This window comes from Bradyrhizobium sp. ISRA442, from assembly GCF_038085055.1.
Classification (GTDB): Bacteria; Pseudomonadota; Alphaproteobacteria; order Rhizobiales; family Xanthobacteraceae; genus Bradyrhizobium.
The window spans coordinates 196,360-220,912 of sequence record NZ_JALGCN010000004.1 but is presented as its reverse complement, the minus strand read 5'-3'; the positions used below and the strand labels follow the sequence as shown (position 1 = coordinate 220,912).

Genomic DNA, 24,553 nt, shown 5'->3' with positions numbered 1-24,553 from the left:
GTCGCACGATAAACTAAATTCCCCGGGTGAAGGACCAGCCCTAAGCGATTGTCCCAACATCACTTTGCGGCACGAAGGTGGCCAAAACCAGCATCGCCCGAAAAGTGCAAATTATCATTAATAGCGATCCACCGCTAATTCCGCCGCTGCCACCGGCCGCGTTCGTCGGCCTGCCAGTAGGTCACCTCGAATCCCCGCGTCTTGCAATCCGTCCAGGCGCCGCGCGCCTGGGCCAGCGCCTCCGGATCGTCGCCGTTGAACAACAGCACCATGCGCTCGTAGCTCTGCGCGTCCTGAGGCAGCGTGGCATTGTCGATCAGGAAGCGGACGTTGGCCCCGTTCGGATTGTCCTCCTCGATCGCCAGCACGATCGGCTGGTCGGCCGCATCGTTCACGCGCCACGTCGCATGAGGCAGGAAAGAATCGTCCCGATAGGTCCACAGATGCGCATCGAGCGCGTCGGCGCGTTCCGGCGAGGTCGACTGCACCACGACCCGCCAGCCGCGTTCCAGCGACTTCTCAAGAAGCGGCGGCAAGACGTTCTCAACCGATATGTCTTGCAGATGGTAGAACAGGACTTCGGTCATTTGCTCTCGTAATGATCTGCCACCAGCCGGTCGAGCAGCCGTACGCCATAGCCGGAGCCCCAGCTCTGGTTGATGTCGGTCTTCGGCGCGCCCATCGCGGTACCGGCGATATCGAGATGCGCCCAGGGCGTACCGTCGACGAAACGCTGCAGGAACTGCGCCGCCGTGATCGAGCCGCCATGGCGGCCGCCGGTGTTCTTCATGTCGGCGAACTGCGAATCGATCAGCTTGTCGTATTCGGGCCCGAGCGGCATGCGCCAGACCTTTTCACCGCTTTCGAGCCCGGCGGTCAGCAGCCGTTCGGCGAGTTCGTCATCGTTGGAGAACATGCCGGCATGCTCGGTACCGAGCGCGACCATGATCGCGCCGGTGAGCGTGGCCAGATCGACCATGAACTTCGGTTTCACCTTCTTGGCGACGTACCAGAGTACGTCGGCGAGCACGAGGCGCCCCTCCGCGTCGGTGTTGATGATCTCGATGGTCTGGCCCGACATCGAGGTGACGATGTCGCCCGGACGCTGGGCGTTGCCGTCGGGCATGTTCTCGACGAGGCCGATGGCGCCGACGGCGTTGACCTTGGCTTTGCGCGCCGCGAGCGCATGCATCAGCCCGACGACGCAGGCCGCGCCGCCCATGTCGCCCTTCATGTCCTCCATGCTGCCGGCGGGCTTGATCGAAATGCCGCCGGTGTCGAAGCAGACGCCCTTGCCGATAAAGGCCACCGGCGCGGTGCCCTTCTTGCCGCCGTCCCAGCGCATGATCACCGTGCGACTCGGCCGCACCGAGCCCTGGCCGACGCCGAGCAACGCGCCCATGCCGAGCTTCTGCATGGCCTTGACGTCGAGCACCTCGATCTTGACGCCGAGCTTGCGGAGCTGACTTGCCCTGCGCGCGAACTCCTCGGGAAACAGCACATTCGGAGGCTCGTTGACGAGGTCGCGCGCGATGATCACACCGTCGACGACATGGCCCGCCGACACGAAGGCCTTCTTCGCCGCCGCCGCATCGGCAACCGCGAGCGAGACGTCAGCGCGCAGGGCGCCGCCCTCCTCGCCGTCCTTCTTCTTCGTCTTATAGCGATCGAATTTGTAGGCGCGCAGGCGCAAGCCCGAGGCGATCGCGACCGCCTGCTCGCTCGTCATCGCGCCATCGGGCAATTCCGCCATGATTGTCATGATTGTCATGGCACCGCCCCCGGCCTGGAGCTTGCTCGCCGCCCCGCCGCCGAATTTGAGGAAGTCGCTCGCCTTCAGCGCCGAAGTCTTGCCGGCGCCGATCACGATCAGGCGGGTGGCCTTCAATCCCTCGGGCGCCAGGATGTCCAGCGCCGCACCGCTCTTGCCCTTGAAGGCGGCGGCCGCGGCCGCCCGCTTCACGACTTCGTTGGCGGCGCCGAGCGCCTTGGCGGTCGCCGGGCCCACCTTCAGACTGTCGTCGCAGAAGACGACCAGGATGCCACGTGGCGCGGCGGCAAGCGGGACGAAGCCGACCTTGATGGCATCGGACATGGGTAACTCCTCCAAAACATGGGGCTTTTAGCCATTCAGCGGGACCGGCCGAGGGCCGGCGCTGAACCGCGATTCACTGGACTTTCCGCACTATGGGCGAAAGGCCCGGCCGATGCCAAGCTCGGCCGTGGCCCGAACGCCACAAGAGCGAAATATTAACCATATATTGACGGTGCCACGGGGCAGCCATTTTGTTGACGGATCAAAGGGATGGTAGTGAGAGATTAGCCGGCGGAAGAAGTGGCGGCGCGACCCTTGGGGATCCCTTTGCGGGGATGGGTCGGCGGCCAGGTTCCGGACCTGCAGTGGGGCCTTGGTGGGAATCGTGCGGTAGCGCATGGGGTCGATCGATAGGTATATTTTCCGCACGACGCTGGCGTCGTTTGCGCTCGTCCTGGTCAGCCTCACCGGCGTGATCTGGATTACGCAGGCGTTGCGCGGCATCGACCTGATGACGAGCCAGGGCCAAACCATCCTTACTTTCCTCGGCATCACCAGCCTCGTCATTCCGGCGCTGATCCTGATCATCTCGCCAATCGCGCTGATGATCGCGATCTCGCACACGCTGAACAAGCTCGCGACCGATTCCGAGATCATCGTGATGAATGCCGCCGGCTTCTCGCCGTTCCGGCTGTTCTATCCGTTCTTCTACGCCACCTGCGTGGTGGCGCTGCTGGTCGCCTTCATCGCGGCCTATCTCGCCCCCGACGGCATGCGACGGATCAAGCAGTGGGACGCTGAGATCACCGCCGACGTCCTCACCAACATCCTGCAGCCCGGCCGCTTCGCCCAGCTCGACAAGAATCTCACGATCCGGATCCGCGAACGCCAGCCGGGCGGCATCCTTGCCGGCATCTTCATCGACGATCGCCGCGATCCGAATGAGCGCGTCTCGATCGTCGCCGAGCACGGCGAGGTCGTGAAGAACGGCAACGGATCGTTCCTGGTGCTCAAGGACGGCAATCTGCAGCGCTTCGAGGCCGGCAAGCGCGATCCGGCGCTGGTGGCGTTCGGCCGCTACGGCTTCGACATGTCGAAGTTCTCCAACCAGGGCCATGACGTCACCCTCGGCATCCGCGAGCGCTATCTCTGGGAGCTGTTCTCGCCGGAGGAGGACGACCCGGTCTACAAGGCGGTGCCCGGCCAGTTCCGTGCCGAGCTGCATGACCGCATCATGGCGCCGCTCTACCCGTTTGCATTTGCGGCGCTCACCTTCGCCTTCCTCGGTGCGCCGCGCACCACGCGCCAGAGCCGCAACTTCTCGATCGGCGGCTCGGTGCTCGCCGTGTTCGGCCTGCGCATGGCGGGATTCGCCTGCTCGGTGATGGCGGTGAAGTCGCCGTTTGCCCCGTTGATCCAGTACGCGATGCTGGCGGCTGCGATCGGCGGCGGGCTGTGGATGATCGTCGGCGGCATCGTGGTCGAACCGCCGCCCGCCCTGCTCGAAGCCATCAACAGATCGAACGCGCGGATCGCGCGTCTGTTCGGACGTCCGGCCGCTGCATGAGCATGCTCACCAACACGCTCGGGCGCTATTTCGCCGGCCGCTTCGTCATCTCGGCGCTCGGCGTGTTCGCGAGCATCTTCCTGCTGCTCGTCCTCGTCGACTACATCGAGATGGTGCGCAAAACCTCGGGGCTGGCGTCGGCCTCCGCGATCATGGTCGCCGAGACCTCGCTGTTCCGCGTGCCGCAGCTTCTGGAGAAGCTGACGCCGTTCTGCATGCTGATCGGCGCCATGACCTGCTATCTCGCCCTCTCCCGCCGGCTCGAGCTCGTGGTCGCCCGCGCCGCCGGCATCTCGGCGTGGCAGTTCATCTCGCCGGCGCTCGGCAGCGCGCTCCTGATCGGGGTGATTGCCACTGTTGCCTACAATCCGATGTCGGCGAACTTACGCGAACTCTCCAAGCGCATGGAGGCGGAGCTGTTCGGCTCGGCGCCGGGCGGCGGCATCCAGGACGCCTCGGGCTTCTGGCTCAACCAGGTCACCAATGACGGCCAGGTCATTATCAACGCGGCGCGCAGCGAGCAGCAGGGCGTGCGGCTGACCGGGCTGACGCTGTTCCGGTTCGATACAGACTGGCATTTCAAGGAGCGGATCGAGGCGCGCGAGGCAACGCTCGAGGACGGTCACTGGCTGTTCAAGACGGTGCGCCGGTTCTCGCTGGACGCCCCACCCGTCGACCAGGCGCGGCTGGAAATTCCGACGACGCTGACCGAGGCCCAGGTCCGCAACAGCTTTTCCACACCCGAGACTGTGTCCTTTTGGCAACTACCGAACTACATCCGCTCATCCGAGAGCTCAGGCTTCGCGACAGCCGGATATCGACTCCAGTATCACAAGCTTCTGGCACAGCCGTTTTTGCTCGCCGCAATGGTGATGCTTGCGGCCTCCGTGTCGTTGCGCTTCTTCCGGATGGGTGGCGTACAGAAGATGGTTTTGAGTGGCGTGGGCGCGGGCTTTCTGCTCTACGTCCTGTCGAAAGTAACTGAGGACTTGAGCAAGGCTGAGTTGATGCATCCGATCGCTGCGGCGTGGTTGCCCGTTGTGGTGGGCGGCCTCACCGGCTTCTTGGCCTTGCTTTATCAGGAGGACGGATAGTGACTGCCGTCCGCCGAGGACTCGTGTCTTGTTTGACGCGGCGCACCGTGGTGCGCGCGAACGGGATCGGCTTGCCCGTGCGCAAGGTCCTTCTTACCCTCATCGCTGCCGCGTCGTTTGCGGGCCTGATCGATGTCGCCACGGTAACGCCGGCGCACGCGCAGAGCTTCACCTACAATCCGCTGCCGCCGCGTCCCAAGCCGCCCAAAGTCGCCAACGACAACCAGATGCTCGTGCAGGCGACCGAGGTCGACTACGACTACAATAACTCGCGCGTCTCCGCGGTCGGCAACGTGCAGCTCTTCTACAACGGCACCAGCGTCGAGGCCGACAAGGTCATCTACGACCAGAAGACCAAGCGGCTCCATGCCGAAGGCAACATCCGCATGACGGATGCCGACGGCAAGATCACCTATGCCGAGATCATGGACCTGTCCGACGACTACCGCGACGGGTTCGTCGATTCGCTGCGGGTGGACACCGCCGACCAGACTCGCATGGCCGCGACCCGCGCCGACCGCTCCAGCGGCAACTACACGGTATTCGAGAACGGCGTCTACACGGCCTGCGCGCCGTGTAAGGACGATCCGAAGAAGCCGCCGCTGTGGCAGGTCAAGGGTGCACGCATCATCCACGACCAGCAGGAGAAGATGCTGTATTTCGAGACGGCGCAGCTCGAATTCTTCGGCGTGCCGCTGGCCTACATGCCGTACTTCTCGACGCCCGACCCGACCGTGAAGCGCAAGACCGGCTTCCTGATGCCGGGCTTCACCTCCTACACCGCGTTCGGCTACGGCGTCGAAGTCCCGTTCTACTGGGCGATCGCGCCGGATATGGACGCAACCTTCAGCCCGCGCATCACGTCCAAGCAGGGCGTGCTGTTCCAGGCCGAATTCCGTCAGCGCCTGATGGACGGCGCCTATCAGATCCGCGTCTACGGCATCGACCAGCTCGATCCCGGCCAGTTCGCCGGCCAGCCCGGCGACCGTCAGTTCCGCGGCGGCGTCGAGACCAAGGGCCAGTTCGCGCTCAACGACAAATGGACCTGGGGCTGGGACGGCGTCCTGCTCTCCGATTACTACTTCATGTCGGACTACCGCCTGGCGCAGTACCGCGATCCGCTCGGATCGTTCCTGAACCTGCCGACGGACGCGCTCTCGCAGCTCTATCTGACTGGCGTCGGCAACCGCAGCTACTTCGACGCGCGCACGATGTACTGGCTGAGCTTCTCGGGCAACCAGAGCAATGTGCCGGTGGTCTATCCTGTGATCGACTACTCGAACGTGCTCAACTATCCAGTCTTCGGCGGCGAGTTCAGCTACAAGACCAACTTCCTGAACCTGTCGCGTGAGACCGCGGTATTCGATCCGATCACGACGCTCGCCAACACCGCCGGCCTGTGCACGACGGCGTCGGCCGATCCGCTGGCGCGCATCCCCTCGCAGTGCCTGTTGCGCGGCTTCCCCGGCACCTACACCCGGCTGACCGCGGAAGCGCAATGGCGGAAGTCGTTCACCGATCCGTTCGGCCAGATCTGGACGCCGTTCGCCAGCCTTCGCGCGGATGCGATCAACTCCTCGGTCTCCAACCAGCCGGGCGTATCGAACTACCTGCCCGTCGGCGACACCCAGGCGGTGCGCCTGATGCCGACCGTCGGTCTCGAGTACCGTTATCCCTTCATCAACGTTCAGCCGTGGGGTTCGACCACCGTCGAGCCGATCGCGCAGATCATCATCCGCCCGAACGAGCCCTATGCCGGCAAGTTTCCCAACGAGGACGCGCAGAGCATGGTGTTCGACACCTCGAACCTGTTCAGCGTCGACAAGTTCTCCGGCTACGATCGCGTCGAGGGCGGCGGCCGCGCCAATGTCGGCGTGCAGGCCACGACGCAGTTCGACCAGGGCGGCGCCGTCAAGGCGCTGTTCGGGCAGTCCTACCAGCTCTTCGGCCTGAACTCCTACGCGGTCCAGGATGCCATCAATACCGGCCTCGATTCCGGTCTCGACAAGCCGCGGTCCGATTACGTGGCAAGCCTCGCTTATTCGCCGAACCGGACCTATACGTTCAGCGTCCGCAGCCGGATGGACGAGCAGACCTGGAACGTCCAGCGCTTCGAGGCCGAAGGCCGCGCCAATTTCGACCGCTGGTCGGTCAGCATGATCTACGGCAACTATGCGCCGCAGCCCGAGCTCGGCTATCTGACGCGCCGCGAGGGCATCTTGACGTCCGGCTCGCTGAAGGTCGCATCCAACTGGGTGGTGACGGGCTCGGCGCGCTGGGATCTCGAGGCCAACAAGATCAACCAATATGTGGTCGGTGCCGGCTATGTCGACGATTGCTTCGTGCTGGCGGCGAACTATGTAACTTCGTATAGCTACTCTGCTGGCACCACGCCGCCCGTGCTGAGCCACGCGTTCATGTTCCAGATCGGCTTGCGTACACTGGCGACTACGTCGACGACCAGCACCTCCGGTCTCTCCGGCTATCAGTGAACCGTCTGAAGTGCCGGCCGCGTTTTCAAAAGGATCGCAGGTTCAGCGCGGCTGACATGCGAGCGACAATCATGACGATGATCCCATTGTCCCTTCTTCGCCTCGTCCTTCCCGTCTTTGCTACGGGGCTGATCCTCATCGGCACGCCGGCGCCGTCGCAGGCGCAGAACATCGTTGTCATGGTCAATGGCGACCCCATCACTGATTTCGACATCGAGCAGCGCACCAAGCTCGACCAGTTGACGACGCAGAAGACCCCGAGCCGTCAGGAGGTCATCAACGAGCTGATCGACGACAAGGTGAAGATCAAGGAAGGCAAGAAATACGGCGTCGATCCCGGCGCCTCCGATATCGAGCAGTCCTACGCCGGCATGGCCCAGCGCATGCGCGTCGCGCCGGAGCAGCTCACCAAGTCGCTCGAGGTCAAGGGCGTCCGGCCGGAGACCCTGAAGAGCCGCATGAGGGCCGAGATGGTTTGGACGAGCCTGGTGCGCGGCCGCTACAAGGAGCGCCTGCAGGTTGGCGAGAAGGACGTCGCCGACAAGGTGCGGTCCGAGGGGGGCGAGAAGCTTCAGATCGAGGGCACCGAATACAAGATGCAGCCGATCGTCCTGATCGTGCCACGCGGATCGTCCCAGGCCTTCCTGGAACAGCGGCACAAGGAGGCCGAGACCTATCGCGGACGCGTCGGAAGCTGCGAGGAAGCCAATTCGCTGTTCCGCTCGACGCCGAACGCCGCGATCCGCGAGACCGTCACGAAGACGACCGCGGAGCTACCCGAGGCGCTGCGCAAAGTGCTCGACGACACGCCGATCGGCCACCTGACCCCGCCGGAGATGACCAAACAGGGCATCGAGATGGTCGTCCTCTGCTCCCGCAAGCCGACCATGATCGACACGCCGAAGAAGCGCGAGATTCGCGAGAAGATGTACGCCGAGAAATACGAGAAGACCTCGAAGGCGTATCTCGAGGAGATCCGCAAGGCGGCGATGATCGAATATCGCAAGCGCTGATGGCCAAGCTTTTCGCAAAGCCTCTGGCCCTGACCCTCGGAGAACCCGCCGGCATCGGCCCCGACATCGCGATCGCAGCTTGGCTGAAGCGCCGTGAACTGAACCTTCCCGCCTTCTACCTGCTCGGCGACGAGGCACTGGTCGCGCGGCGCGCCAAGGCGCTCGGCGCCGACATCGAAATCGCCGCGATGCGCGCGGACGAAGCCGAAGCAGCCTTCGCCGACGCGCTGCCCGTCGTCGCAACCGGCGCGATCGCGACGGCCAGCCCCGGCAAGCCGGACGATTCCAGCGCGCCTGCCGTGCTCGCCTCGATCCGCCAGGCCGTTGCCGACGTCCGCGATGGCCGCGCCGCCGCCGTGGTCACCAATCCGATCGCCAAGAGCGTGCTCTATCGCGCCGGCTTCCGTCATCCCGGACACACCGAATTCCTCGCCGAGCTCGCAGCAACGGGCGGCCGCGTACCTCAGCCGGTGATGATGCTGTGGTCGCCGCGGCTGGCCGTGGTGCCGGTGACCATCCATGTCTCGCTGCGCGACGCGCTCGCCGAGCTCACGAGCGAGCTGATCGTCTCCACAGTGCGTATCGTCGCGGCCGAGCTGACATCCCGCTTCGGCATCGCGCGCCCGCGCATCGCCATCTCCGGCCTTAATCCGCATGCCGGCGAGGACGGCTCGCTCGGCCACGAGGAGCAGACCGTCATCACACCCGCCGTCAAGGTGCTGCGCAACGAGGGCATCGAGGTGAAGGGGCCGGTGCCTGCCGACACCATGTTCCACGACGCCGCGCGCAGCACCTATGACTGCGCCGTCTGCATGTATCACGACCAGGCGCTGATCCCGATCAAGACGATCGCCTTCGACGACGCGGTCAACGTCACGCTCGGCCTGCCCTTCATCCGCACCTCGCCGGATCACGGCACCGCGTTCGACATCGCAGGCACCGGCAAGGCCAATCCGGCGAGCTTGATCGCTGCTGTTCGGCTGGCGAGCCGCATGGCGGCTGCGACAGCCTGATGAGCGCGATCGACGACCTCCCGCCGCTTCGCGAGGTCATTCGCCAGCATGCCCTGTCGGCTCGCAAATCGCTCGGCCAGAACTTCCTCCTCGACCTCAATCTGACCGCGCGCATCGCGCGTGCGGCCGCGCCGCTGGAAGAGGCGACCATCGTCGAGATCGGCCCAGGCCCGGGCGGGCTGACGCGCGCCCTGCTCGCGCTCGGCGCCGCCCGCGTCATCTCAATCGAGCATGACGAGCGCGCGCTCCCGGCGCTTGCAGATATCTCCGCACGCTATCCCGGCCGGCTCGAGATCGTGCATGGCGATGCCATGACCTTCGACCCGCGGCCGCTGCTCGATGGCGCCAAGGCCAAGATCGTCGCCAACCTGCCGTACAACATTGCGACCCAGCTCCTGATCAACTGGCTCACGATCGAGCCCTGGCCGCCCTGGTACGAGATGATGGTGTTGATGTTCCAGCGCGAGGTTGGCGAACGCATCGTCGCGCGCGAGAACGAGGAGGCCTATGGCCGCCTCGGCGTGCTCGCCAACTGGCGCGCGGAGACGAAGATCCTGTTCGACATCTCGCCCGCGGCCTTCGTGCCGCCGCCGAAGGTCACCTCCTCTGTCGTACGCCTCGTACCGCGCGAAAATCCCTTGCCTTGCGATCGCCGGCTGCTCGAGCAAGTCGCGGCCGCGGCGTTCGGGCAGCGCCGCAAGATGCTGCGTCAAAGCCTGAAATCGCTCGGGGCCGATCCGGCGCGGCTCGCGAGCGCCGCCGGCATCGATGCGACGCGGCGCGCGGAGACCGTTCCGATCTCGGGCTTTGTTGCCATGGCCCGTGAATTGGCCGATATACGCAGCGACGCCTGACAACAACAATTTCGGAGGAAGGAATATGGCGCTGATGCGTCGGCAGTCCCTGGTCAAGTTCGATGCGCCGCTGTGCGAGACCATCATCGACACGCCCAAGCCGCAAGGCCGCGAGGTGCTGGTGCGCATCGAACGTTGCGGCCTCTGTCATTCCGACCTGCACATCCAGGACGGCTACGCCGATCTCGGCGGCGGCAAGAAGCTCGACACCACGCGCGGCATGACGCTGCCCTTCACGCTCGGCCACGAGATCGCCGGCGTCGTCGAGGAAGTCGGTCCCGACGTGCCAGCCGGCCTCGTCGGCGCGAAGAAGGCGGTGTTTCCGTGGATCGGCTGCGGCCAGTGCCGCGACTGCCAGAACGGCGACGAGAACCTCTGCGCCAAGCAGCGCTTCCTCGGCGTCTCCATCGACGGCGGCTTTGCCAGCCACGTGCTGGTGCCCGACGCAAAATACCTGCTCGATTACGATCCCCTGCCGGTCAACCAGGCCGCGACGCTGATGTGCTCGGGCGTGACCGCCTACGGCGCGCTCAAGCGCCTGGTCGACCGCCCGCGCCAGCGCAACCTCTTGCTGATCGGTCTCGGCGGCGTCGGCATGATGGGCCTATCGTTCGCGCAGGCCATGTTCAAGCAGCCGATCACGGTCGCCGATCTCAGCCCGGCTGCGCGCGAGACCGCGCTGAAGAACGGCGCGGCGGTCGCCTACGATCCGGCCGAACCCGACGTCATCAAGCGCATCCTGAAGGAGACCGACGGCGGCTTCGACGAGATCGTCGATTTTGCCGGCAACGAGAAGTCGATGGCGTTCGCGGTTGCTGTCGCCGCGCGCGGCGGCAAGATCGTGGTGTCCGGCCTGATGGGCGGCCAGTTTACGCTGCCGATGGTGCAATGGGTCTACAAGCGCATGACCATCGAAGGCTTCATGGTCGGCACGCTCACTGAGGCCCACGAGCTGATGGCGCTCGCGCGTGCCGGCAAGATCAAGCCGACACCGATGCGCGAAGAGCCGATGGCCGACGTCCAGAAGTGGATCGACAGCTTGCGCGCCGGCAAGGTGGTCGGCCGCATCGTGCTGAAGAACTGAATTTTCGCGCGGCGGCGGGAACACGTCGCCGCGCACGCCTTTCATTGATCCGACCAGCGCGTCGCTGACGTCAACGCGAGAAACCGCAAACTCGTTCGGAGCAAAACCGCGCACGCGGAACGGCGGCCGCTCGAACCGCGTTGGCAACGCATGTCCATTCGCTGCGTCGTCGAAAGCGCATTCTTCATTGCCTGGAGCTTTCTGGAGAAAAGCGGAGAGCTCGGCGAGCCCGAGGCGTCTGCCAATGTCATTCTCGACTCCATCGAGGCGCAGCTCAGGACCGGTGAGCGCCGGCAGTTGATGCTCGCCAACAAGGCGATCACCGCCTACCGCGAGCATAACGCGCGAACTCGCGTCTCAGGCGACCGCGAGTTGCGTTCCCGATGATGCTCTGTGCGTGCGCAAGGTGAGCGGTCCTGTTCGAGCGGCGCGGCCTCAGGGCTTCTCCACCTCGATTATTGCCGAGACACGCAGCACCGGGCCCGCAGCGTCTCTCACCTCGATTGCAAGTTCTCCCAGCACGTTGCGAGACGCGCCGTCCAGAATAGCCTGCCCCAGCGATTCCCACGCCAGCCGCCGGGCGGCGAGCCCATCGGAGAGATCGTACCCGCCGTTGTCGACGATGGTCCCGCTGCAGTCATGGTAGTCGAAATAAAATCGTGGCATGAGTTGGAATTCGGCGGTCGCCACTACAGTTCCTATTTGTCCCGACCCCCGGGGTACCCGCATATTGCGCTTGGCGTGCATTCAGCCCCGATAGCGCAGGGTCTCGACGAGCAGGGTGAATGCGGGCGTCGGTTGCCGCTGGCTGGGATAATAGAGGTGATAGCCCGGAAACGGCTCGCACCAGTTCGCCAGCACCCGCACCAGCTCGCCTGATGCAATATAGGGGCGTCATAGGGGCGTCGAGCTTGTGGATTTCGCCCTGCGCCAAAGCAGCGAATACGCGAGCCCCGCCAGCTCGTGACGCAGAGGCGCCGGCAAGCGGATGATCGCCACTGCCTCGCGGCCATTCCGGAGTATGTGCGCAGCCCGCAGGCCCCGGAACTCTATCGCACCGCGTGCGCCATGGCGCCGCACCTACCGCTGAGCTGACACAATAAGCATCATTGGGCGCTCGACTTCGTCCGCCAGATCCGGCTGGACAGCGAGCTGTTCAGCGGTGGGCGCCCACTCCTGAACGTGGCGCACCACGAACCCTGCGCCTATCAACGTGTTCAATGTCGTTCCGATCGTGCGATGCTGTTTCAGCACACCCTTTGCGAACCAATCCGTGCTCCGAGATCCTTCGACGGAATAGCGGTTGATGGGCCAGGTCCTGCAGCCGTCTTCATCGACCGACCAGCCAGGCCGCATCGGGGCCATATAGATCGGATGCTCTATGCTGAAAATGAAGCGTCCGCCGGGGCGCAGCGACCGGTGCACGTGACCGATCAATCTTGCGAAATCCTCGATGTAGTGAAGAGCGAGCGAGCTATACGCCAAGTCAAACTCTGCTTCGGGCAATTCCACCCGTTCCAGATCGGCGATGACATAGCGAATATTCTCATCATCAGTCGATGCCGTGGCACGTGCGATCATGCGTTCGGAGACATCGAGCCCCAGCACGGACTCTGCTCCATGTTGCCTTGCCCAACGGGCAAACCAACCAAAACCACAGCCAAGGTCAATGACACGCTTGCCGTGAAGATCAGGCAGCAGCGCGCGGATGGACGGCCACTCCGGCGCACCATCAAGCCCGCAGACCGAACGCGCAAGCTGGCTATACCCGGCAAAGAACTCAGAATTGTCGTAGATGTTCTGCGCCATTTCCTCGTACTGACTCCTTGGCCCCGGCCACCCACGTAAGGAAGAGCTCGGCTTATGGCAATGCGACGCTTGGGCTGACGCACTGCTCGTCCCATTGCCGCACGTCAGCCGCCCGTCGGCCGTGTTGGCTTTCGGACGACTGCGACCGACCGCGTTGCGCCAGAGCCCCCTCGCTGCCGCACCGCTCCTGGTTAGCCCGAACTCACACAGGCGCCGTGACTTCGCCCTCTAGATTGAGAACTATCTTCCCTTTCGGAAGCGGTCTTTGACCTTCCAGCATCATGTGCACATCTCGCGCACTGGTGAGAGGGAGGACTGCACCCACACGCGCCTTCAGTTCGCCGCGATCAATGAGTTCGGCGATCGTGCGCAGCCGCGCAGTGGTGACTTCCACCAAAAGAATGCCGCTGTGACACCATGGTCCTTTGCGCGATGTTGATCAGGCTGGGACACGGCAGAGATCAGCTTGCCACCCCGGCGAAGAACCCCAAAGGAACGCAATTGCGTTTCGCCCCCGACCAGATCGAACACCGCGTCGGCATCCTTCACCTCATCCTCGAACCGTTGGGTATGATAGTCCAGCACCTTGTCGGCACCGAGTGAGCGAACGTAATCGACATCCTTCGCTCCCACCGTGGCGACCGAAAGCAGGCGAGCGCGACGAGCGAGCTGAACTGCGTAGGCGCCCACGCTCCCCGCAGCTCCGTGAATGACGACCGTCTGACCGGCTTCGAGGCGAGCATGGTCGAATAGACCCTGCCACGCCGTAACGGCGACGACGGGAACGGAAGCCGCTTCGGCATAGCTCAGCGACCTCGGCTTCTTCGCGAGCATCCCGGCGGAGGCCACGGCATATTCCGCGTAGGCGCCCAGGAACTGAGTGTTAGTCACACCGAAAACTTGATCTCCGACAGCCAATCCGGAAACGTCGGACCCCAAGGCCACGACCGTTCCGGACAAATCGGAGCCGAGCGTAAGAGGAAGAGGCTGCGGCAAGGCGCTCTTGCCGGCCCTGATCCAGCCATCCCAGGGACCGACTCCTGCTGCGTGAACACGGATCAGGACCTGCCCCAAAGCAGCCTCTGGGCGGGCGATCCTCTCCAGCTTCATCACCTCCGGCGGTCCAAACTCATGGACGCGCCATGCCAACATACACAGGTCAGAACCGTCGTTCGTATTGCCAGCGAAGACATTTGCCATTTTGGAGTTCCTGTATCGCTCTGTGCTCCACGCCTGAGTCAATCCAAAACGCCAGGCGTCTGTGAGAGATGAAGACCCGTCTATGTGCGGATATCAAATGCCCAAAGGCGACGTTGACATCAGCTCCTCATAGCCAGCTCTCCATCGGACATTTTGACACGCTGTCGCTGTTTGTCGGAAGTGATGCTCCTGCAGCTTGGGAATGAGCATCCTGCACATTGGCTTTGAGTTCTGTCCGGAGTCCCGTTCGATGGAAACCGCCCTGGAGCACCTTGGCCAAATGCCTCGTAAAATAGGCTGCGCAGGAGCGACAGGACTGATCGAGATGCTGCACCAGTCTCAATATCTCACTGCAACATCTTCATACCGCGAGGTACTTACAGTTCTGATTTTGCGACCCATCTGGTGGGCAACTGTTCCCACAGCCCCACTAAGAATTTGCGATGCTGTATTCAGCGCAAATAGGAGTTAGAAATGACCGACTTGATTTCCGGCGTCAAAATTCCAGACAGCAAGATCGCCCGGGAGGCCGCCGAATTGGTGCGGCAACACGAAACTGAGATGTTGTTCAATCACTCGGTCCGCGTGTTCATATTCGGCGCGATGAAGGGACTCCGCCAGAACCTGAAATTTGACTCTGAGCTGTTGTATATTGCTGCACTCTTTCACGACCTCGGCCTTGTCGACCCTTATCATACCGAGGCCAAGCGTTTCGAAGTCGACGGCGCCGATGCGGCGCGAGAATTTCTCAGAAGCCATGGCATCCCTGAACCGAAAGCGGATCTGGTGTGGGAAGCGATCGCGCTACATACCACGCCGGGCATCCCCCAATACATGCGGCCGGAAATCGCGCTCACGAACGCGGGTGTTCTGGTGGACGTGGTCGGGATTGGCTACGACGACTATACGCCCGAGCAACGCGAGCGGGTCATTGCTGCGTTTCCGCGCGGTGATTTCAAGAATGAGTTCATTCGGGTTCAGACGTGTTCGGCGCTGAGGAAGCCTCAGACCACATACGGCACAGTTAACGTCGATTATATCGAAGATCACGACCCCGCATTTCGCAAGCCAAACGCTTGCACTCGAATCCGCAATACTCCATGGCATAGCTGAGCCGTCGTTCCGCAAACGGTGACGACTTGCGAAAACATCAGAGTGTTGGGGCGGCTACTTCGAGCGCCGCGCGGTCGGACCAAAGGGATCGCTAACGGTTCTGTCTCGGATCACCTATCTGCCCGAACCGGTGGTCTGCCCACTTCCCGGTTGACCCGGAGGATGCGCGGAAGCGCCCGGCTTGTCTTGGTCGGCCACGTAGCCAGACTGTCCGGAGTTGCGCGTCTTGATGCCTTTGTCTGCATCCCGTTGCATCTGCTCGTTCGGCTCGCTGGTCTTGAGCCCTTTGTCTACATCACGCTGCATCTCCATCTTGTTTTGCTCACTGGGCGCGGCCTGTTGCTGCTGTGCCGTTGCCGGGAAGGCAATCGCGCTTGTGGCGAAGACAATCATCACGAGGGTTGCGGTTCGCATACACTTCTCCTCTTGTGCGCTCCGGCCGGTAACGCGCGAACTTCCAAACATTTCCCAGTTCCTATTGCCGCCTTCAAAAGATGCTTCCCTTCCCTCGTCTCCTAGGGCGATCGCGTATGGACCTTTAGAGGCTGCGAACTACGCGGCCTGATAGTTCGAGACGCGCCGTAGGGCGGCGCTCCTCACCATGAGGGTCTTGGATTTCGCCGCAAAAAAGAGGACCTCAATCCTGAGGAGCCCGCCAAAAGCGGGCGTCTCGAAGGATGGGCCGCAAGGAGGCTGCCTGCCAAACTCTCTTTCATATGCAATCGCCCTCCCCTCATCTCCCAAGGCCAAGCCTCAATGCCGTCGAATGCCCTTCGCAGACGTGCAGCTCCGGCAGAATGTCCGCTCTTGCGCTCGAGGCGGTCGTGAACCGCGAAAGTCCATTTGGCAGCATGCCGCGTCGCCCCGAGCGGTGCTCCAACTCTTCTGGGCCATGCCCTACCCGCCTCGGCCCATGTGTAGTTATGGCCTCTCGGGGCGCTCGGGACCCTTCCGGTTGCTCGGGGACCTCGATCAAGCAGTAATCGCGGCCGAAAGGTGTTCGATTTCGGGGCGGGATGAACACGGCGCGAGCCCGATTTAAGCCTCATCCTCTCCGGATTTGCGGCTCATTGCGACCCAACTCTTTGACGAGAAAGGGTTGCTAACAAGTTGCTTGCGTAACCGGGAGACCAGGATGGGCAACCGATCCGCGAAATTCGTATCCACGCTCGTCGCGAGCATCATCGCGGGCGTGCCATTGGCAGCCGTATCGCAGACGCAGAACGCGCCAAGCACGTCGCAGAGCGCGGCGGCGGCGCAGAGCACGCCGAGCGCGGCGACCACGGCCGACGATTGCCTCGCCTCGCCCAAAGCCACCGCACCACAGGGACAGCACTGGTTCTATCGCATCGATCGCAGCAAGCGGAAGTGCTGGTATCTGCGTGCCGAAGGCGACAAGGCGGCCCGGACGTCGACCACACAGAACGCGCAGACCGCGACTAGCACGACAAGCACGGAGCCGGCAGCGCCGCACTCGGTCCAGGACGCGCGCGCCGAATATGTGACGGCACAGGCTGGAACCGCATCAAATGTGACCGCACCGGCGCCGCAGCAGTCGCCCCCAGCCTCCGCTGACAGCAATGCGCCGCAGCAAGCAGCGGTCACCACCCGCTGGCCCGACACCTCAACGACATCAGTGGCGCCCGAGCCGCAGTCGGAGGCCCCGACGGTCACAGCCGAAGCGCAGCCGAGCGCGACGCCGGCTCAATCTCCCGCCCCACAATCGCCTGCGCCGGTGACGCCGGCCGCGGCCGATGCCCCGGCCAAGCCAACCGGCTCGCTGCCGACGCTGCTGCTCGTGATCGGCTGCGCACTCGCGCTCGCGGGCGTCATCGGCAGCGTGATCTATCGATTCGCCGGCTCCCGTATCCGCGTCCAGGCCGCCGACGGCCCTCGCCGCGTGAATTGGGACAACTGGGAGCAACAGGACCAGGACCACAGCCGTGCGCCCTGGCGCGATGCAGGACCTGCACCAAGCGTGCAGCGCCCCCGCCCGGTCGATTTCGACCTCGTGCGTCCCATGGCCTCAAGCCCCGTGGCCCCGAGACCCTTGCCCCCCAGACCCTCGGCCCCAAGACCGCTGTTCGCAAGACCAAGACCCATTTCGATCGTCGACAATCGCGACGCGTCCCAGGCGCATGAGAAGGCCGTGGAGGACGAGCACGACCGCAGCGAAGTCGAGGCATTTGAGGCCAAGACGCACGCGCCGCAGCTCGCGGCAATCGATGCCCATATCGAAGAGGCTCCTCCCGAGGAGGCGAAGGCCGAAGAGACGCAAATCGAACAGGTCGAAGTCGAAGAGGCTCATGTCGAAGAGCCTGACGACTTCAATGCCGACGCAGTCGATATCGACGTCATCACCCAGATGCTGGAACGGCTGGCGAAGGAAGGCCCGCGGTTGATGCAGCCTAGCCCTGAAGCTGACCTTGCAGACTTCGCACAAAACCGACGAGGCCAACGCGCCGCTCGCGCTTGAGGCGCTCGGCCTTCAGGATCGACTGCACCTCGGCGAAGGCCTCATCGACGTCGTGGTTGATGACGATGTAATCGTACTCAGCCCAGTGGCTCATCTCGTGGCTGGCGCGGCTCATCCGCTTGCGGATGACCTCGTCCGAATCCTGCGCGCGCGAGTGTAGGCGTTTCTCGAGATCGGCCGCCGAGGGCGGCAGGATGAAAACGCTGACCACGTCGGCGCGCGCCTTCTCGCGCAGTTGCTGCGTGCCCTGCCAGTCGATGTCGAACAGCACGTCCTGTCCCGCCGACAGCGCCGCCTCGACCGGGCCGCGCGGCGTGCCGTAGCGGTTGTCGAACACTGTCGCCCATTCCAGAAGCTCGTCGCCCTTCACCATCGCTTCGAACCTGGGCTTGTCGACGAACAGATAGTCGCGGCCGTCGACCTCGCCGGGCCGCATCGCCCGCGTCGTCGCGGAGACCGACATTCTCAATCCCGGCATCCGCTCGATCAACAACCGCGACAGCGTCGTCTTGCCCGCGCCTGACGGCGAGGACAGCACGAACATCAGCCCGCGCCGCTCGACACCATCAGTTCCGTGACCGCCCGTCGTCATCGATCACTCCAGATTCTGGACCTGCTCGCGGAACTGCTCGACCACGTTCTTCATGGCGAGTCCCGTGTTGGTCAGCTCGATATCGTTCGACTTCGAGCAGCAGGTGTTGACCTCGCGGTGGAACTCCTGGGCCAGGAAATCGAGCTTGCGCCCGATCGGGCCGCCCTTGCCGATGAGTTCGCGCGCCTGCGCGACGTGAGAGGCGATGCGGTCGAGCTCCTCGCGTATGTCGGCCTTGGTCGCGATCAGGATCGCTTCCTGCATCAGGCGGTCGGCATCGAATCGATCGGAGGTGTCGAGCAGCGCCGCAATCTGCTCGGCAAGCTTGGCCTTGATCGCGTCCGGCTTGCGGCCAGGCGCGGCCTCCGCCTGCTTCGCCAGCGCTTCGATCTCATCCACGCGCTGAGTCAGGATCTGCCCGAGTGAGGTGCCCTCGCGCTTGCGCATCTCGGCGAGATCGGCGAGCGCCTTGTCGAAGGCCTCGGCCGCCGCAATGCGCGCCGCCTTGTCCTCGTCCTCGTCGCCTTCGGGCTCGGCGACCTCGATCACGCCCTTGATGGCTAGGAGGCCGTCTATGCTCGGCGCTACCGCGTCGACCTTGCCGGCGATCTGGGCGGCGGCCTTCAGCACGGCGGCGAGCACGTCCTCATTGATGCGGACGGAGGCCTCGGCGTTGGTGCGCTTGACGTTGAGATTGGCGTAGACGGTGCCGCGCGAGAGCACCTCGCCCGCGCGCTTCTTGGCATGGGCCTCGAGTTCGTCGAACCCCTGCGGCAGCCGTACCCGCAGGTCAAACCCCTTGGCGTTCACCGACTTCAATTCCCATTCGAACGTATACGGCCCGCTTGCGCCGTGGCTTCGGGCAAAGCCGGTCATGGACGACAGCGCCATCGGGTAAGTTTCTCCGGACAGGTAAGATTCGTGAGGCCATCAAGGCACGCGAATCTTAAGACTATTTTGCAGGAAAGTGGAATCCGCAAAGTCTCGTAAGGCGGGCCAGCGATCCTAGCGCTGGACCACCGGCGGCGAAGCGGGCCACACCGAGCCCTGCCGCGCAGGCGCGGGATTTGCGGGCCGCGCCGGCGGCTTTTTCTGCTGGGTCGGCTTGGGCGGCGTGGTCGCGGTCGGGGTGTCGGCGGGCGCTCCGGCGGCAGGCGCCTGCGCATCGTCGGCCGGCTCGACCGTGTCGTTCTGGATCTGCTTCTCCATCGCGCGCAGCTTCGCAACGTTCTTCTGATGCGCGTCGTAGGTCTCGGTGAAGGCGTGCCCGCCGGAACCGTCGGCGACGAAATAGAGATCGCGGGTGCGCGCCGGATTGGCGGCGGCCTCGAGCGAGGCGCGGCCGGGATTGGAGATCGGGCCCGGCGGCAGGCCGTCGATCACGTAGGTGTTGTAGGGCGAGGGCTGCGTGATCTCGCTGCGCTTGATCGGGCGACCGAGCGTGCCCTTGCCGCCGACGAGGCCGTAGATGATCGTGGGATCGGACTGCAGCTTAATCTTCTGCTTGAGCCGGTTGACGAACACGGCGGCAACGCGGCTGCGCTCGTCCGGCTTGCCGGTCTCCTTCTCTACAATCGAGGCGAGCGTCACGAGCTGTTCCGGCGTCTTGACCGGAAGATCCTGGCTGCGGCGCTCCCAGATCTCGGCGAGCACGCGCTTGTGCGCCTGCTGCATGCGCTGGATCACTTGCTCGCGCGTGGTCCCGCGCGGGAACTTGTAGGTCTCAGGCAGCAGCGTGCCTTCGCGCGGCAGCTCGCGCACACCGCCGGTGAAGATGTCGTTGTCGGAGAGCCGCGCCACGATCTGCTCGGAGGTCAGGCCTTCCGGAATCGTGACGGCATGCTGCACCACCTTGCCCTCGACGATGGTGGCGATCACGTCGCGCAAGGAGGCGTTCTTCTGGAACGAATATTCACCCGGCTTCAGATCCGAGCTCGCCTTCAGCGCTGCTACGCTGGCGATGAACACCCAGGGATTGACGTCGGTGACGCCTTCCCTGTTCAGCGTGTCCGCAATGTCGCGCTTGCCGGCGCGTGAGGGAATGTTGACGATCTTGTCTTCCTGGAGTGGTCCCGGCGCCTCCAGCACCTGGCGGCCGTAGTAATAGACGGCGCCGGCGCCCAGCATGCTGATCAGCAGGAGGGTGATGATGGCATTGCCGACCACCACGAAGGGGTTGCGCGCCCGGTCCGATCGCTTCGGCGGCGGCGGGACCTGCTCGGGCTCCAGCGCGGCCCGCGGGCTCCGGGGCGAAATGGGCGGCCTTTCACTCATCGAAGCAACCTGGATCCTGCCGGTTCAATCACGGCCTGACAATCGCTTGTCCGGCCAAATGCACGCGCCCACAAGTATGACTATCGCCGATAAAAGGCAAAACGGTGGATTCGTCTCAAACGCAAGCTAATGAGCCAGTCGGCGGACGATCACCGACGCATTGGTACCGCCAAAACCAAAAGAATTCGACAACGCGACATTGATCTCGCGCTTCTTCGCCGTGCGCGGCACGAGATCGATCGCGGTCTGGACCGACGGATGGTCCAGGTTGATGGTCGGCGGCGCGACATTATCGCGAATCGCCAGGATCGCGAAGATCGCCTCGATCGCGCCGGCCGCACCGAGGAGATGGCCCGTCGACGATTTGGTCGAGGACATCGCGACCTTGGACGCGGCGTTGCCGAGCAGCCGCTCCACCGCGCCGAGCTCGATCTCGTCGCCAAGCGGCGTCGAGGTGCCGTGCGCGTTGATGTAGTCGAGATCGGACGGCGAAAGGCCTGCGCGCTTGAGCGCCGCCGACATGCTGCGGAAGCCGCCATCGCCATCGGGTGACGGCGACGTGATGTGATAGGCATCGCCCGACAGGCCGTAGCCGATCACTTCGGCATAGATCTTGGCGCCACGACGCCTGGCGTGCTCGAGCTCCTCAAGGACCACGACGCCGGCGCCCTCACCCATCACGAAACCGTCGCGATCCTTGTCATAGGGACGCGAGGCCTTCTCGGGCGTCTCGTTGAATCCGGTCGACAGCGCACGCGCGGCGTTGAAGCCGGCAATACCGATGCGGCTGATCGGCGATTCGGCACCGCCGGCGACCATGACGTCGGCATCGCCGAGCGCGATCAGGCGGGCGGCATCGCCGATCGCGTGTGCGCCGGTTGAGCAGGCCGTCACCACGGAATGGTTCGGTCCCTTCAGCCCATGCTCGATCGAGACATAGCCGGAGGCGAGATTGATCAGGCGGCCGGGAATGAAGAAAGGCGACACCCGGCGCGGCCCGCGCTCCTTCAGGAGGATAGCGGTGTCGGCGATGCCGTTGAGGCCGCCGATGCCCGATCCGATCATGGTCCCGGTCGCGCACTTGTCCTCTTCGGACTCCGGATGCCAGTTGGCGTCGTCGAGCGCCTGCTTGGCGGCCGCCATGCCGAAGATGATGAAGTCGTCGACCTTGCGCTGGTCCTTCGGCTCCATCCACTGGTCGGCATTGAAGCTGCCGCCAGAGCCGTCGCCGCGCGGCACGACGCAGGCGATCTTGGTCTGGAGATCCGAGACGTCGAAGCTCTCGATCCGGCGCGCACCACTCTCGCCGTTGAGGATGCGCTTCCAGGTCGGCTCGACGCCACAGCCGAGTGGCGTAACCATGCCGAGGCCCGTGACGACAACCCGCCTCATATCGCAAATCTCCGCTTTGAAAGATTCACGGCCGATAACAAGAAACCGGCTGACCGCCGAAAGCGGCCCGTCCGGTTTCAATGTTGTCCCGCGAAATGAAGAGCCTTAGCTCTTCGCGTTCTTCTCGAGAAACTTGGTGGCGTCGCCGACGGTGAGAATCGTCTCCGCGGCGTCGTCCGGAATCTCGCAACCGAATTCTTCTTCGAACGCCATCACCAGCTCGACGGTGTCCAGACTGTCGGCGCCGAGGTCGTCGATGAAGCTCGCGTTGTCGACAACCTTCTCGGGTTCAACACCAAGGTGTTCGACCACGATCTTCTTAACCCGCTCGCCAATGTCACTCATTGCTTAACCTCGTGTTGTTCCCTGTAGACCCGACCCCCCGGGACGATACGAGCCGTCGTGGTCGTTGACTGCCTTCGCTTACGAACTTTGATTTGGCCCCATCCTAGCCGATGCAGGGCCCGGCGAACGACGGCCAAGGCTCCGCATCGCCAATATACAGGGTTTCAAAAACCTGCAATGGCGTTCTTCGCCCATCCGTTGAAGGTCCGGTTATCATACTTCAACTGCCTTGACTACAAGCCTCAATTCGCTCCGGAAACGGCCGTTTGCCGCATCCCCGCACCGCACTCTTTGAGCAGTGCGGAACGAGGGCCTCAGATCATGGCCATGCCGCCGTTGACGTGGATGGTCTGGCCGGTGACATAGGCTGCTTCGTTCGAACTCAGGTACACGGCGGCCGCCGCGATGTCCTCGGGCGTGCCCAGGCGCGCGGCCGGAACCTTGGTCAGAATCGTCTCGCGCTGCTTGTCGTTCAGCGCATCCGTCATCGGTGTCTTGATGAAGCCGGGCGCGATGCAGTTCGCGGTGACCCCGCGCTTGGCGTACTCGGCCCCGAGCGTCTTGATCATGCCGATCAGGCCGGCCTTCGACGCGGTGTAATTGCCCTGCCCGGGATTGCCGGTGACGCCGACCACTGAGGTAATGGCGATGATGCGACCGAAGCGCTTACGCATCATCAGTTTGGTGGCGGCGCGCGCGAGTCGGAACGTCGCGGTCAGGTTGACGTTGATGACCTCGTCCCAGTCCTCGTCGCGGAGTTGGACGAAGAGATTGTCGCGGGTGATGCCGGCATTGGCGATGAGAATGTCGACCTGCCCCATCGCCTGCTCGGCAGCAGGCACCAGCGCCTCGACCTCGTCGGCCTTGGATAGATTGCAGGGCAGCACGTGGGTGCGCTCGCCGAGCTTGCCCGCAAGCTCATCCAGCACTTCCTTCCGCGTTCCAGAAATGGCGACCGTGGCACCTTGCGCGTGCAGGGCCTGCGCGATCGCGCCGCCGATGCCGCCGGTCGCGCCGGTGACGAGCGCCTTCCTGCCAGTCAGATCGAACATCGATAACTCCTCTAGGCCTGCTTCGCAGCGGCCAATGCATCCTTGGCAGCAGCAATGTCGTTCGGCCCGCCGACCGCAACCCCGACGGCGCCGTCCGCAATACGCTTGACGAGACCGGTGAGCACCTTGCCCGCACCGATCTCGAAGAAGCGGGTGACGCCCTGCCCTGCCATATAGGCAACCGACTCGCGCCAGCGCACGGTGCCGGTGACCTGTTCGACCAGGCGGCGGCGGATCTCGTCGGGATCTGTGATGGCGCTCGCCAGCACGTTCGACACCAGTGGCGCCGCCGGCGCCTTGATCGTCACCTTCGATAGCGCCTCGGCCATGGCATCGGCTGCCGGCTGCATCAACTTGCAGTGGAACGGTGCGGATACCGGCAGCAGCATCGCGCGCTTGGCGCCCTTGCCCTTGGCGATCTCGACGGCGCGATCGACCGCGGTCTTGTCGCCGGAGACCACTACTTGCCCACCGCCATTATCATTGGCCGCTTGGCAGACCTGGCCCTGCGCCGCCTCGTTGGCGACTTCCATCGCGGCCTCATAATCGAGCCCGAGCAGCGCAGCCATGGCACCTACGCCGACCGGGACGGCTTTTTGCATTGCGAGACCGCGAGTGCGAAGAAGACGCGCAGTATCGGAAATCGTCAGGCTGCCGGCCGCCGCCAAGGCCGAATATTCGCCGAGCGAGTGGCCGGCAACAAAGGTTGCGTCCCGCCCGACGGAAAAACCGGCCTCACTCTCCAGCACGCGCAGGGTGGCGACAGAGACCGCCATCAGCGCCGGCTGGGCGTTTTCGGTGAGTTGGAGGGTTTCGGCCGGGCCATCCCAAATGGTGGCCGTCAGCTTCTCGCCGAGGGCCGCATCGACCTCGTCGAACACGGCGCGCGCCGCCGGAAAGGCGTCGGCCAGGGCCTTGCCCATGCCGACCGCCTGGGACCCCTGCCCCGGAAATGTGAATGCTGCCGTCATCGGCGCTCCCTGCTTGTCGAGCGTGATACCTTCGAGAACCGGCAGCCGATTAAGCGCGACCTTTTGCCCTGGTTCCGGATCATGCTCCAAAGGGGGCCGTAGACACTGACCGAGGCCGGCATGTCAAGCTGCGATGGGCAACCGACCGGTGGTCCTTCCACTTATTCGGTGTCGTCC

General features: G+C 63.9%; 22 protein-coding genes and 2 pseudogenes. 10 read left to right on the top strand and 14 right to left on the bottom strand.

Annotated features, from left to right (window positions below; translation table 11 throughout):
• Positions 1-134: 134 nt before the first annotated feature.
• Entirely contained in the window at positions 135-587 is a 453-nt protein-coding gene (locus MTR72_RS10600) for a DNA polymerase III subunit chi (protein WP_280964281.1), read from the bottom strand.
• Entirely contained in the window at positions 584-2,095 is a 1,512-nt protein-coding gene (locus MTR72_RS10595; RefSeq protein ID WP_280964282.1) for a leucyl aminopeptidase, read from the bottom strand. Before MTR72_RS10595 ends, MTR72_RS10600 begins: the two co-directional genes overlap by 4 nt.
• A gap of 337 nt (positions 2,096-2,432) precedes the next feature.
• Between MTR72_RS10595 and lptF the strand changes: the two genes are divergently transcribed.
• The 8 genes from lptF (at position 2,433) to MTR72_RS10555 (ending at position 11,539) form a co-directional block, all read left to right on the top strand.
• Complete coding sequence (gene lptF / locus MTR72_RS10590) at positions 2,433-3,602, top strand: LPS export ABC transporter permease LptF (protein WP_280964283.1); 1,170 nt, start codon at positions 2,433-2,435, stop codon at positions 3,600-3,602.
• Positions 3,599-4,696, top strand: a complete 1,098-nt coding sequence (gene lptG / locus MTR72_RS10585; protein ID WP_280964284.1) for an LPS export ABC transporter permease LptG — start codon at positions 3,599-3,601, stop codon at positions 4,694-4,696. The genes lptF and lptG overlap by 4 nt, the downstream gene beginning before the upstream one ends.
• Complete coding sequence (locus MTR72_RS10580) at positions 4,696-7,188, top strand: LPS-assembly protein LptD (RefSeq protein WP_280964285.1); 2,493 nt, start codon at positions 4,696-4,698, stop codon at positions 7,186-7,188. Before lptG ends, MTR72_RS10580 begins: the two co-directional genes overlap by 1 nt.
• A 56-nt stretch (positions 7,189-7,244) precedes the next feature.
• Positions 7,245-8,201, top strand: a complete 957-nt coding sequence (locus MTR72_RS10575; protein ID WP_445819568.1) for a peptidylprolyl isomerase — start codon at positions 7,245-7,247, stop codon at positions 8,199-8,201.
• Positions 8,201-9,214 (top strand): 4-hydroxythreonine-4-phosphate dehydrogenase PdxA, encoded by a 1,014-nt coding sequence (gene pdxA, locus MTR72_RS10570; RefSeq protein WP_280964287.1) that lies wholly within the window; start codon positions 8,201-8,203, stop codon positions 9,212-9,214. The genes MTR72_RS10575 and pdxA overlap by 1 nt, the downstream gene beginning before the upstream one ends.
• Entirely contained in the window at positions 9,214-10,068 is an 855-nt protein-coding gene (rsmA, locus tag MTR72_RS10565) for a 16S rRNA (adenine(1518)-N(6)/adenine(1519)-N(6))-dimethyltransferase RsmA (protein ID WP_280964288.1), read from the top strand. Before pdxA ends, rsmA begins: the two co-directional genes overlap by 1 nt.
• A gap of 25 nt (positions 10,069-10,093) precedes the next feature.
• Positions 10,094-11,152 carry an alcohol dehydrogenase gene (locus MTR72_RS10560; protein WP_280964289.1) on the top strand — a complete coding sequence of 353 codons (1,059 nt, stop codon included), beginning with the start codon at positions 10,094-10,096 and terminating at the stop codon, positions 11,150-11,152.
• A gap of 150 nt (positions 11,153-11,302) precedes the next feature.
• A complete protein-coding gene (locus tag MTR72_RS10555; RefSeq protein WP_280964290.1) occupies positions 11,303-11,539 on the top strand; it encodes a hypothetical protein in 237 nt (78 codons plus the stop codon).
• A 48-nt stretch (positions 11,540-11,587) separates the two neighbouring features.
• Here MTR72_RS10555 and MTR72_RS10550 read toward each other — a convergent pair whose 3' ends face one another.
• From MTR72_RS10550 to MTR72_RS10535, 4 genes and pseudogenes are all read right to left on the bottom strand, one after another.
• Entirely contained in the window at positions 11,588-11,842 is a 255-nt protein-coding gene (locus MTR72_RS10550) for a DUF6894 family protein (protein ID WP_280964291.1), read from the bottom strand.
• Between the two features lie 57 nt (positions 11,843-11,899).
• Positions 11,900-12,040: pseudogene (locus MTR72_RS10545) on the bottom strand (LysR family transcriptional regulator); the annotation flags it as partial.
• A 192-nt stretch (positions 12,041-12,232) separates the two neighbouring features.
• Complete coding sequence (locus tag MTR72_RS10540) at positions 12,233-12,961, bottom strand: class I SAM-dependent methyltransferase (protein WP_280964292.1); 729 nt, start codon at positions 12,959-12,961, stop codon at positions 12,233-12,235.
• Positions 12,962-13,163: 202 nt separating this feature from the next.
• Positions 13,164-14,113 (bottom strand): annotated as a pseudogene (locus tag MTR72_RS10535) (NADP-dependent oxidoreductase).
• 522 nt (positions 14,114-14,635) lie between these two features.
• On the opposite strand from MTR72_RS10535, the gene MTR72_RS10530 reads away from it, so the two are divergent.
• On the top strand, positions 14,636-15,274 hold the full coding sequence (locus MTR72_RS10530) for an HD domain-containing protein (protein ID WP_280964293.1): 639 nt from the start codon (positions 14,636-14,638) through the stop codon (positions 15,272-15,274).
• A 114-nt stretch (positions 15,275-15,388) separates the two neighbouring features.
• Here the strand turns inward: MTR72_RS10530 and MTR72_RS10525 are convergent, their stop codons facing one another.
• Complete coding sequence (locus MTR72_RS10525; RefSeq protein WP_280964294.1) at positions 15,389-15,688, bottom strand: hypothetical protein; 300 nt, start codon at positions 15,686-15,688, stop codon at positions 15,389-15,391.
• Between the two features lie 721 nt (positions 15,689-16,409).
• On the opposite strand from MTR72_RS10525, the gene MTR72_RS10520 reads away from it, so the two are divergent.
• Complete coding sequence (locus MTR72_RS10520; protein ID WP_280964295.1) at positions 16,410-17,750, top strand: hypothetical protein; 1,341 nt, start codon at positions 16,410-16,412, stop codon at positions 17,748-17,750.
• On the opposite strand, the gene gmk is transcribed toward MTR72_RS10520, so the two are convergent.
• The 7 genes from gmk to fabD form a co-directional block, all read right to left on the bottom strand.
• The gene (gmk, locus tag MTR72_RS10515) at positions 17,683-18,342 is read right to left on the bottom strand and encodes a guanylate kinase (protein WP_280964296.1); all 660 of its coding nucleotides are present in this window, start codon (positions 18,340-18,342) and stop codon (positions 17,683-17,685) included. The two genes, MTR72_RS10520 and gmk, sit on opposite strands and share 68 nt — an antisense overlap.
• A gap of 3 nt (positions 18,343-18,345) precedes the next feature.
• The gene (locus MTR72_RS10510; protein WP_280964297.1) at positions 18,346-19,233 is read right to left on the bottom strand and encodes a YicC/YloC family endoribonuclease; all 888 of its coding nucleotides are present in this window, start codon (positions 19,231-19,233) and stop codon (positions 18,346-18,348) included.
• A gap of 114 nt (positions 19,234-19,347) precedes the next feature.
• Positions 19,348-20,616 (bottom strand): endolytic transglycosylase MltG, encoded by a 1,269-nt coding sequence (gene mltG, locus MTR72_RS10505; protein WP_280964298.1) that lies wholly within the window; start codon positions 20,614-20,616, stop codon positions 19,348-19,350.
• Positions 20,617-20,742: 126 nt separating this feature from the next.
• Entirely contained in the window at positions 20,743-22,008 is a 1,266-nt protein-coding gene (gene fabF / locus MTR72_RS10500; RefSeq protein WP_280964299.1) for a beta-ketoacyl-ACP synthase II, read from the bottom strand.
• Between the two features lie 105 nt (positions 22,009-22,113).
• A complete protein-coding gene (locus tag MTR72_RS10495) occupies positions 22,114-22,353 on the bottom strand; it encodes an acyl carrier protein (RefSeq protein ID WP_008551805.1) in 240 nt (79 codons plus the stop codon).
• 314 nt (positions 22,354-22,667) lie between these two features.
• Entirely contained in the window at positions 22,668-23,405 is a 738-nt protein-coding gene (gene fabG, locus MTR72_RS10490) for a 3-oxoacyl-[acyl-carrier-protein] reductase (protein ID WP_280964300.1), read from the bottom strand.
• Between the two features lie 11 nt (positions 23,406-23,416).
• Positions 23,417-24,376, bottom strand: a complete 960-nt coding sequence (fabD, locus tag MTR72_RS10485) for an ACP S-malonyltransferase (protein ID WP_280964301.1) — start codon at positions 24,374-24,376, stop codon at positions 23,417-23,419.
• Positions 24,377-24,553 lie beyond the last annotated feature (177 nt).

Bases quoted from the DNA above. Each gene is read 5' to 3' on its own strand.
- MTR72_RS10530 (WP_280964293.1), top strand. From the start codon at position 14,636: ATGACCGACTTGATTTCCGGCGTCAAAATTCCAGACAGCAAGATCGCC.
- MTR72_RS10560 (WP_280964289.1), top strand. From the start codon at position 10,094: ATGGCGCTGATGCGTCGGCAGTCCCTGGTCAAGTTCGATGCGCCGCTG.
- MTR72_RS10555 (WP_280964290.1), top strand. From the start codon at position 11,303: ATGTCCATTCGCTGCGTCGTCGAAAGCGCATTCTTCATTGCCTGGAGC.
- lptF (WP_280964283.1), top strand. From the start codon at position 2,433: ATGGGGTCGATCGATAGGTATATTTTCCGCACGACGCTGGCGTCGTTT.
- MTR72_RS10575 (WP_445819568.1), top strand. From the start codon at position 7,245: ATGCGAGCGACAATCATGACGATGATCCCATTGTCCCTTCTTCGCCTC.
- MTR72_RS10600 (WP_280964281.1), bottom strand. From the start codon at position 587: ATGACCGAAGTCCTGTTCTACCATCTGCAAGACATATCGGTTGAGAAC.
- pdxA (WP_280964287.1), top strand. From the start codon at position 8,201: ATGGCCAAGCTTTTCGCAAAGCCTCTGGCCCTGACCCTCGGAGAACCC.
- MTR72_RS10525 (WP_280964294.1), bottom strand. From the start codon at position 15,688: ATGCGAACCGCAACCCTCGTGATGATTGTCTTCGCCACAAGCGCGATT.
- lptG (WP_280964284.1), top strand. From the start codon at position 3,599: ATGAGCATGCTCACCAACACGCTCGGGCGCTATTTCGCCGGCCGCTTC.
- MTR72_RS10520 (WP_280964295.1), top strand. From the start codon at position 16,410: ATGGGCAACCGATCCGCGAAATTCGTATCCACGCTCGTCGCGAGCATC.
- gmk (WP_280964296.1), bottom strand. From the start codon at position 18,342: ATGACGACGGGCGGTCACGGAACTGATGGTGTCGAGCGGCGCGGGCTG.
- MTR72_RS10595 (WP_280964282.1), bottom strand. From the start codon at position 2,095: ATGTCCGATGCCATCAAGGTCGGCTTCGTCCCGCTTGCCGCCGCGCCA.
- fabG (WP_280964300.1), bottom strand. From the start codon at position 23,405: ATGTTCGATCTGACTGGCAGGAAGGCGCTCGTCACCGGCGCGACCGGC.
- MTR72_RS10510 (WP_280964297.1), bottom strand. From the start codon at position 19,233: ATGGCGCTGTCGTCCATGACCGGCTTTGCCCGAAGCCACGGCGCAAGC.
- fabD (WP_280964301.1), bottom strand. From the start codon at position 24,376: ATGACGGCAGCATTCACATTTCCGGGGCAGGGGTCCCAGGCGGTCGGC.
- MTR72_RS10495 (WP_008551805.1), bottom strand. From the start codon at position 22,353: ATGAGTGACATTGGCGAGCGGGTTAAGAAGATCGTGGTCGAACACCTT.
- mltG (WP_280964298.1), bottom strand. From the start codon at position 20,616: ATGAGTGAAAGGCCGCCCATTTCGCCCCGGAGCCCGCGGGCCGCGCTG.
- fabF (WP_280964299.1), bottom strand. From the start codon at position 22,008: ATGAGGCGGGTTGTCGTCACGGGCCTCGGCATGGTTACGCCACTCGGC.
- MTR72_RS10540 (WP_280964292.1), bottom strand. From the start codon at position 12,961: ATGGCGCAGAACATCTACGACAATTCTGAGTTCTTTGCCGGGTATAGC.
- rsmA (WP_280964288.1), top strand. From the start codon at position 9,214: ATGAGCGCGATCGACGACCTCCCGCCGCTTCGCGAGGTCATTCGCCAG.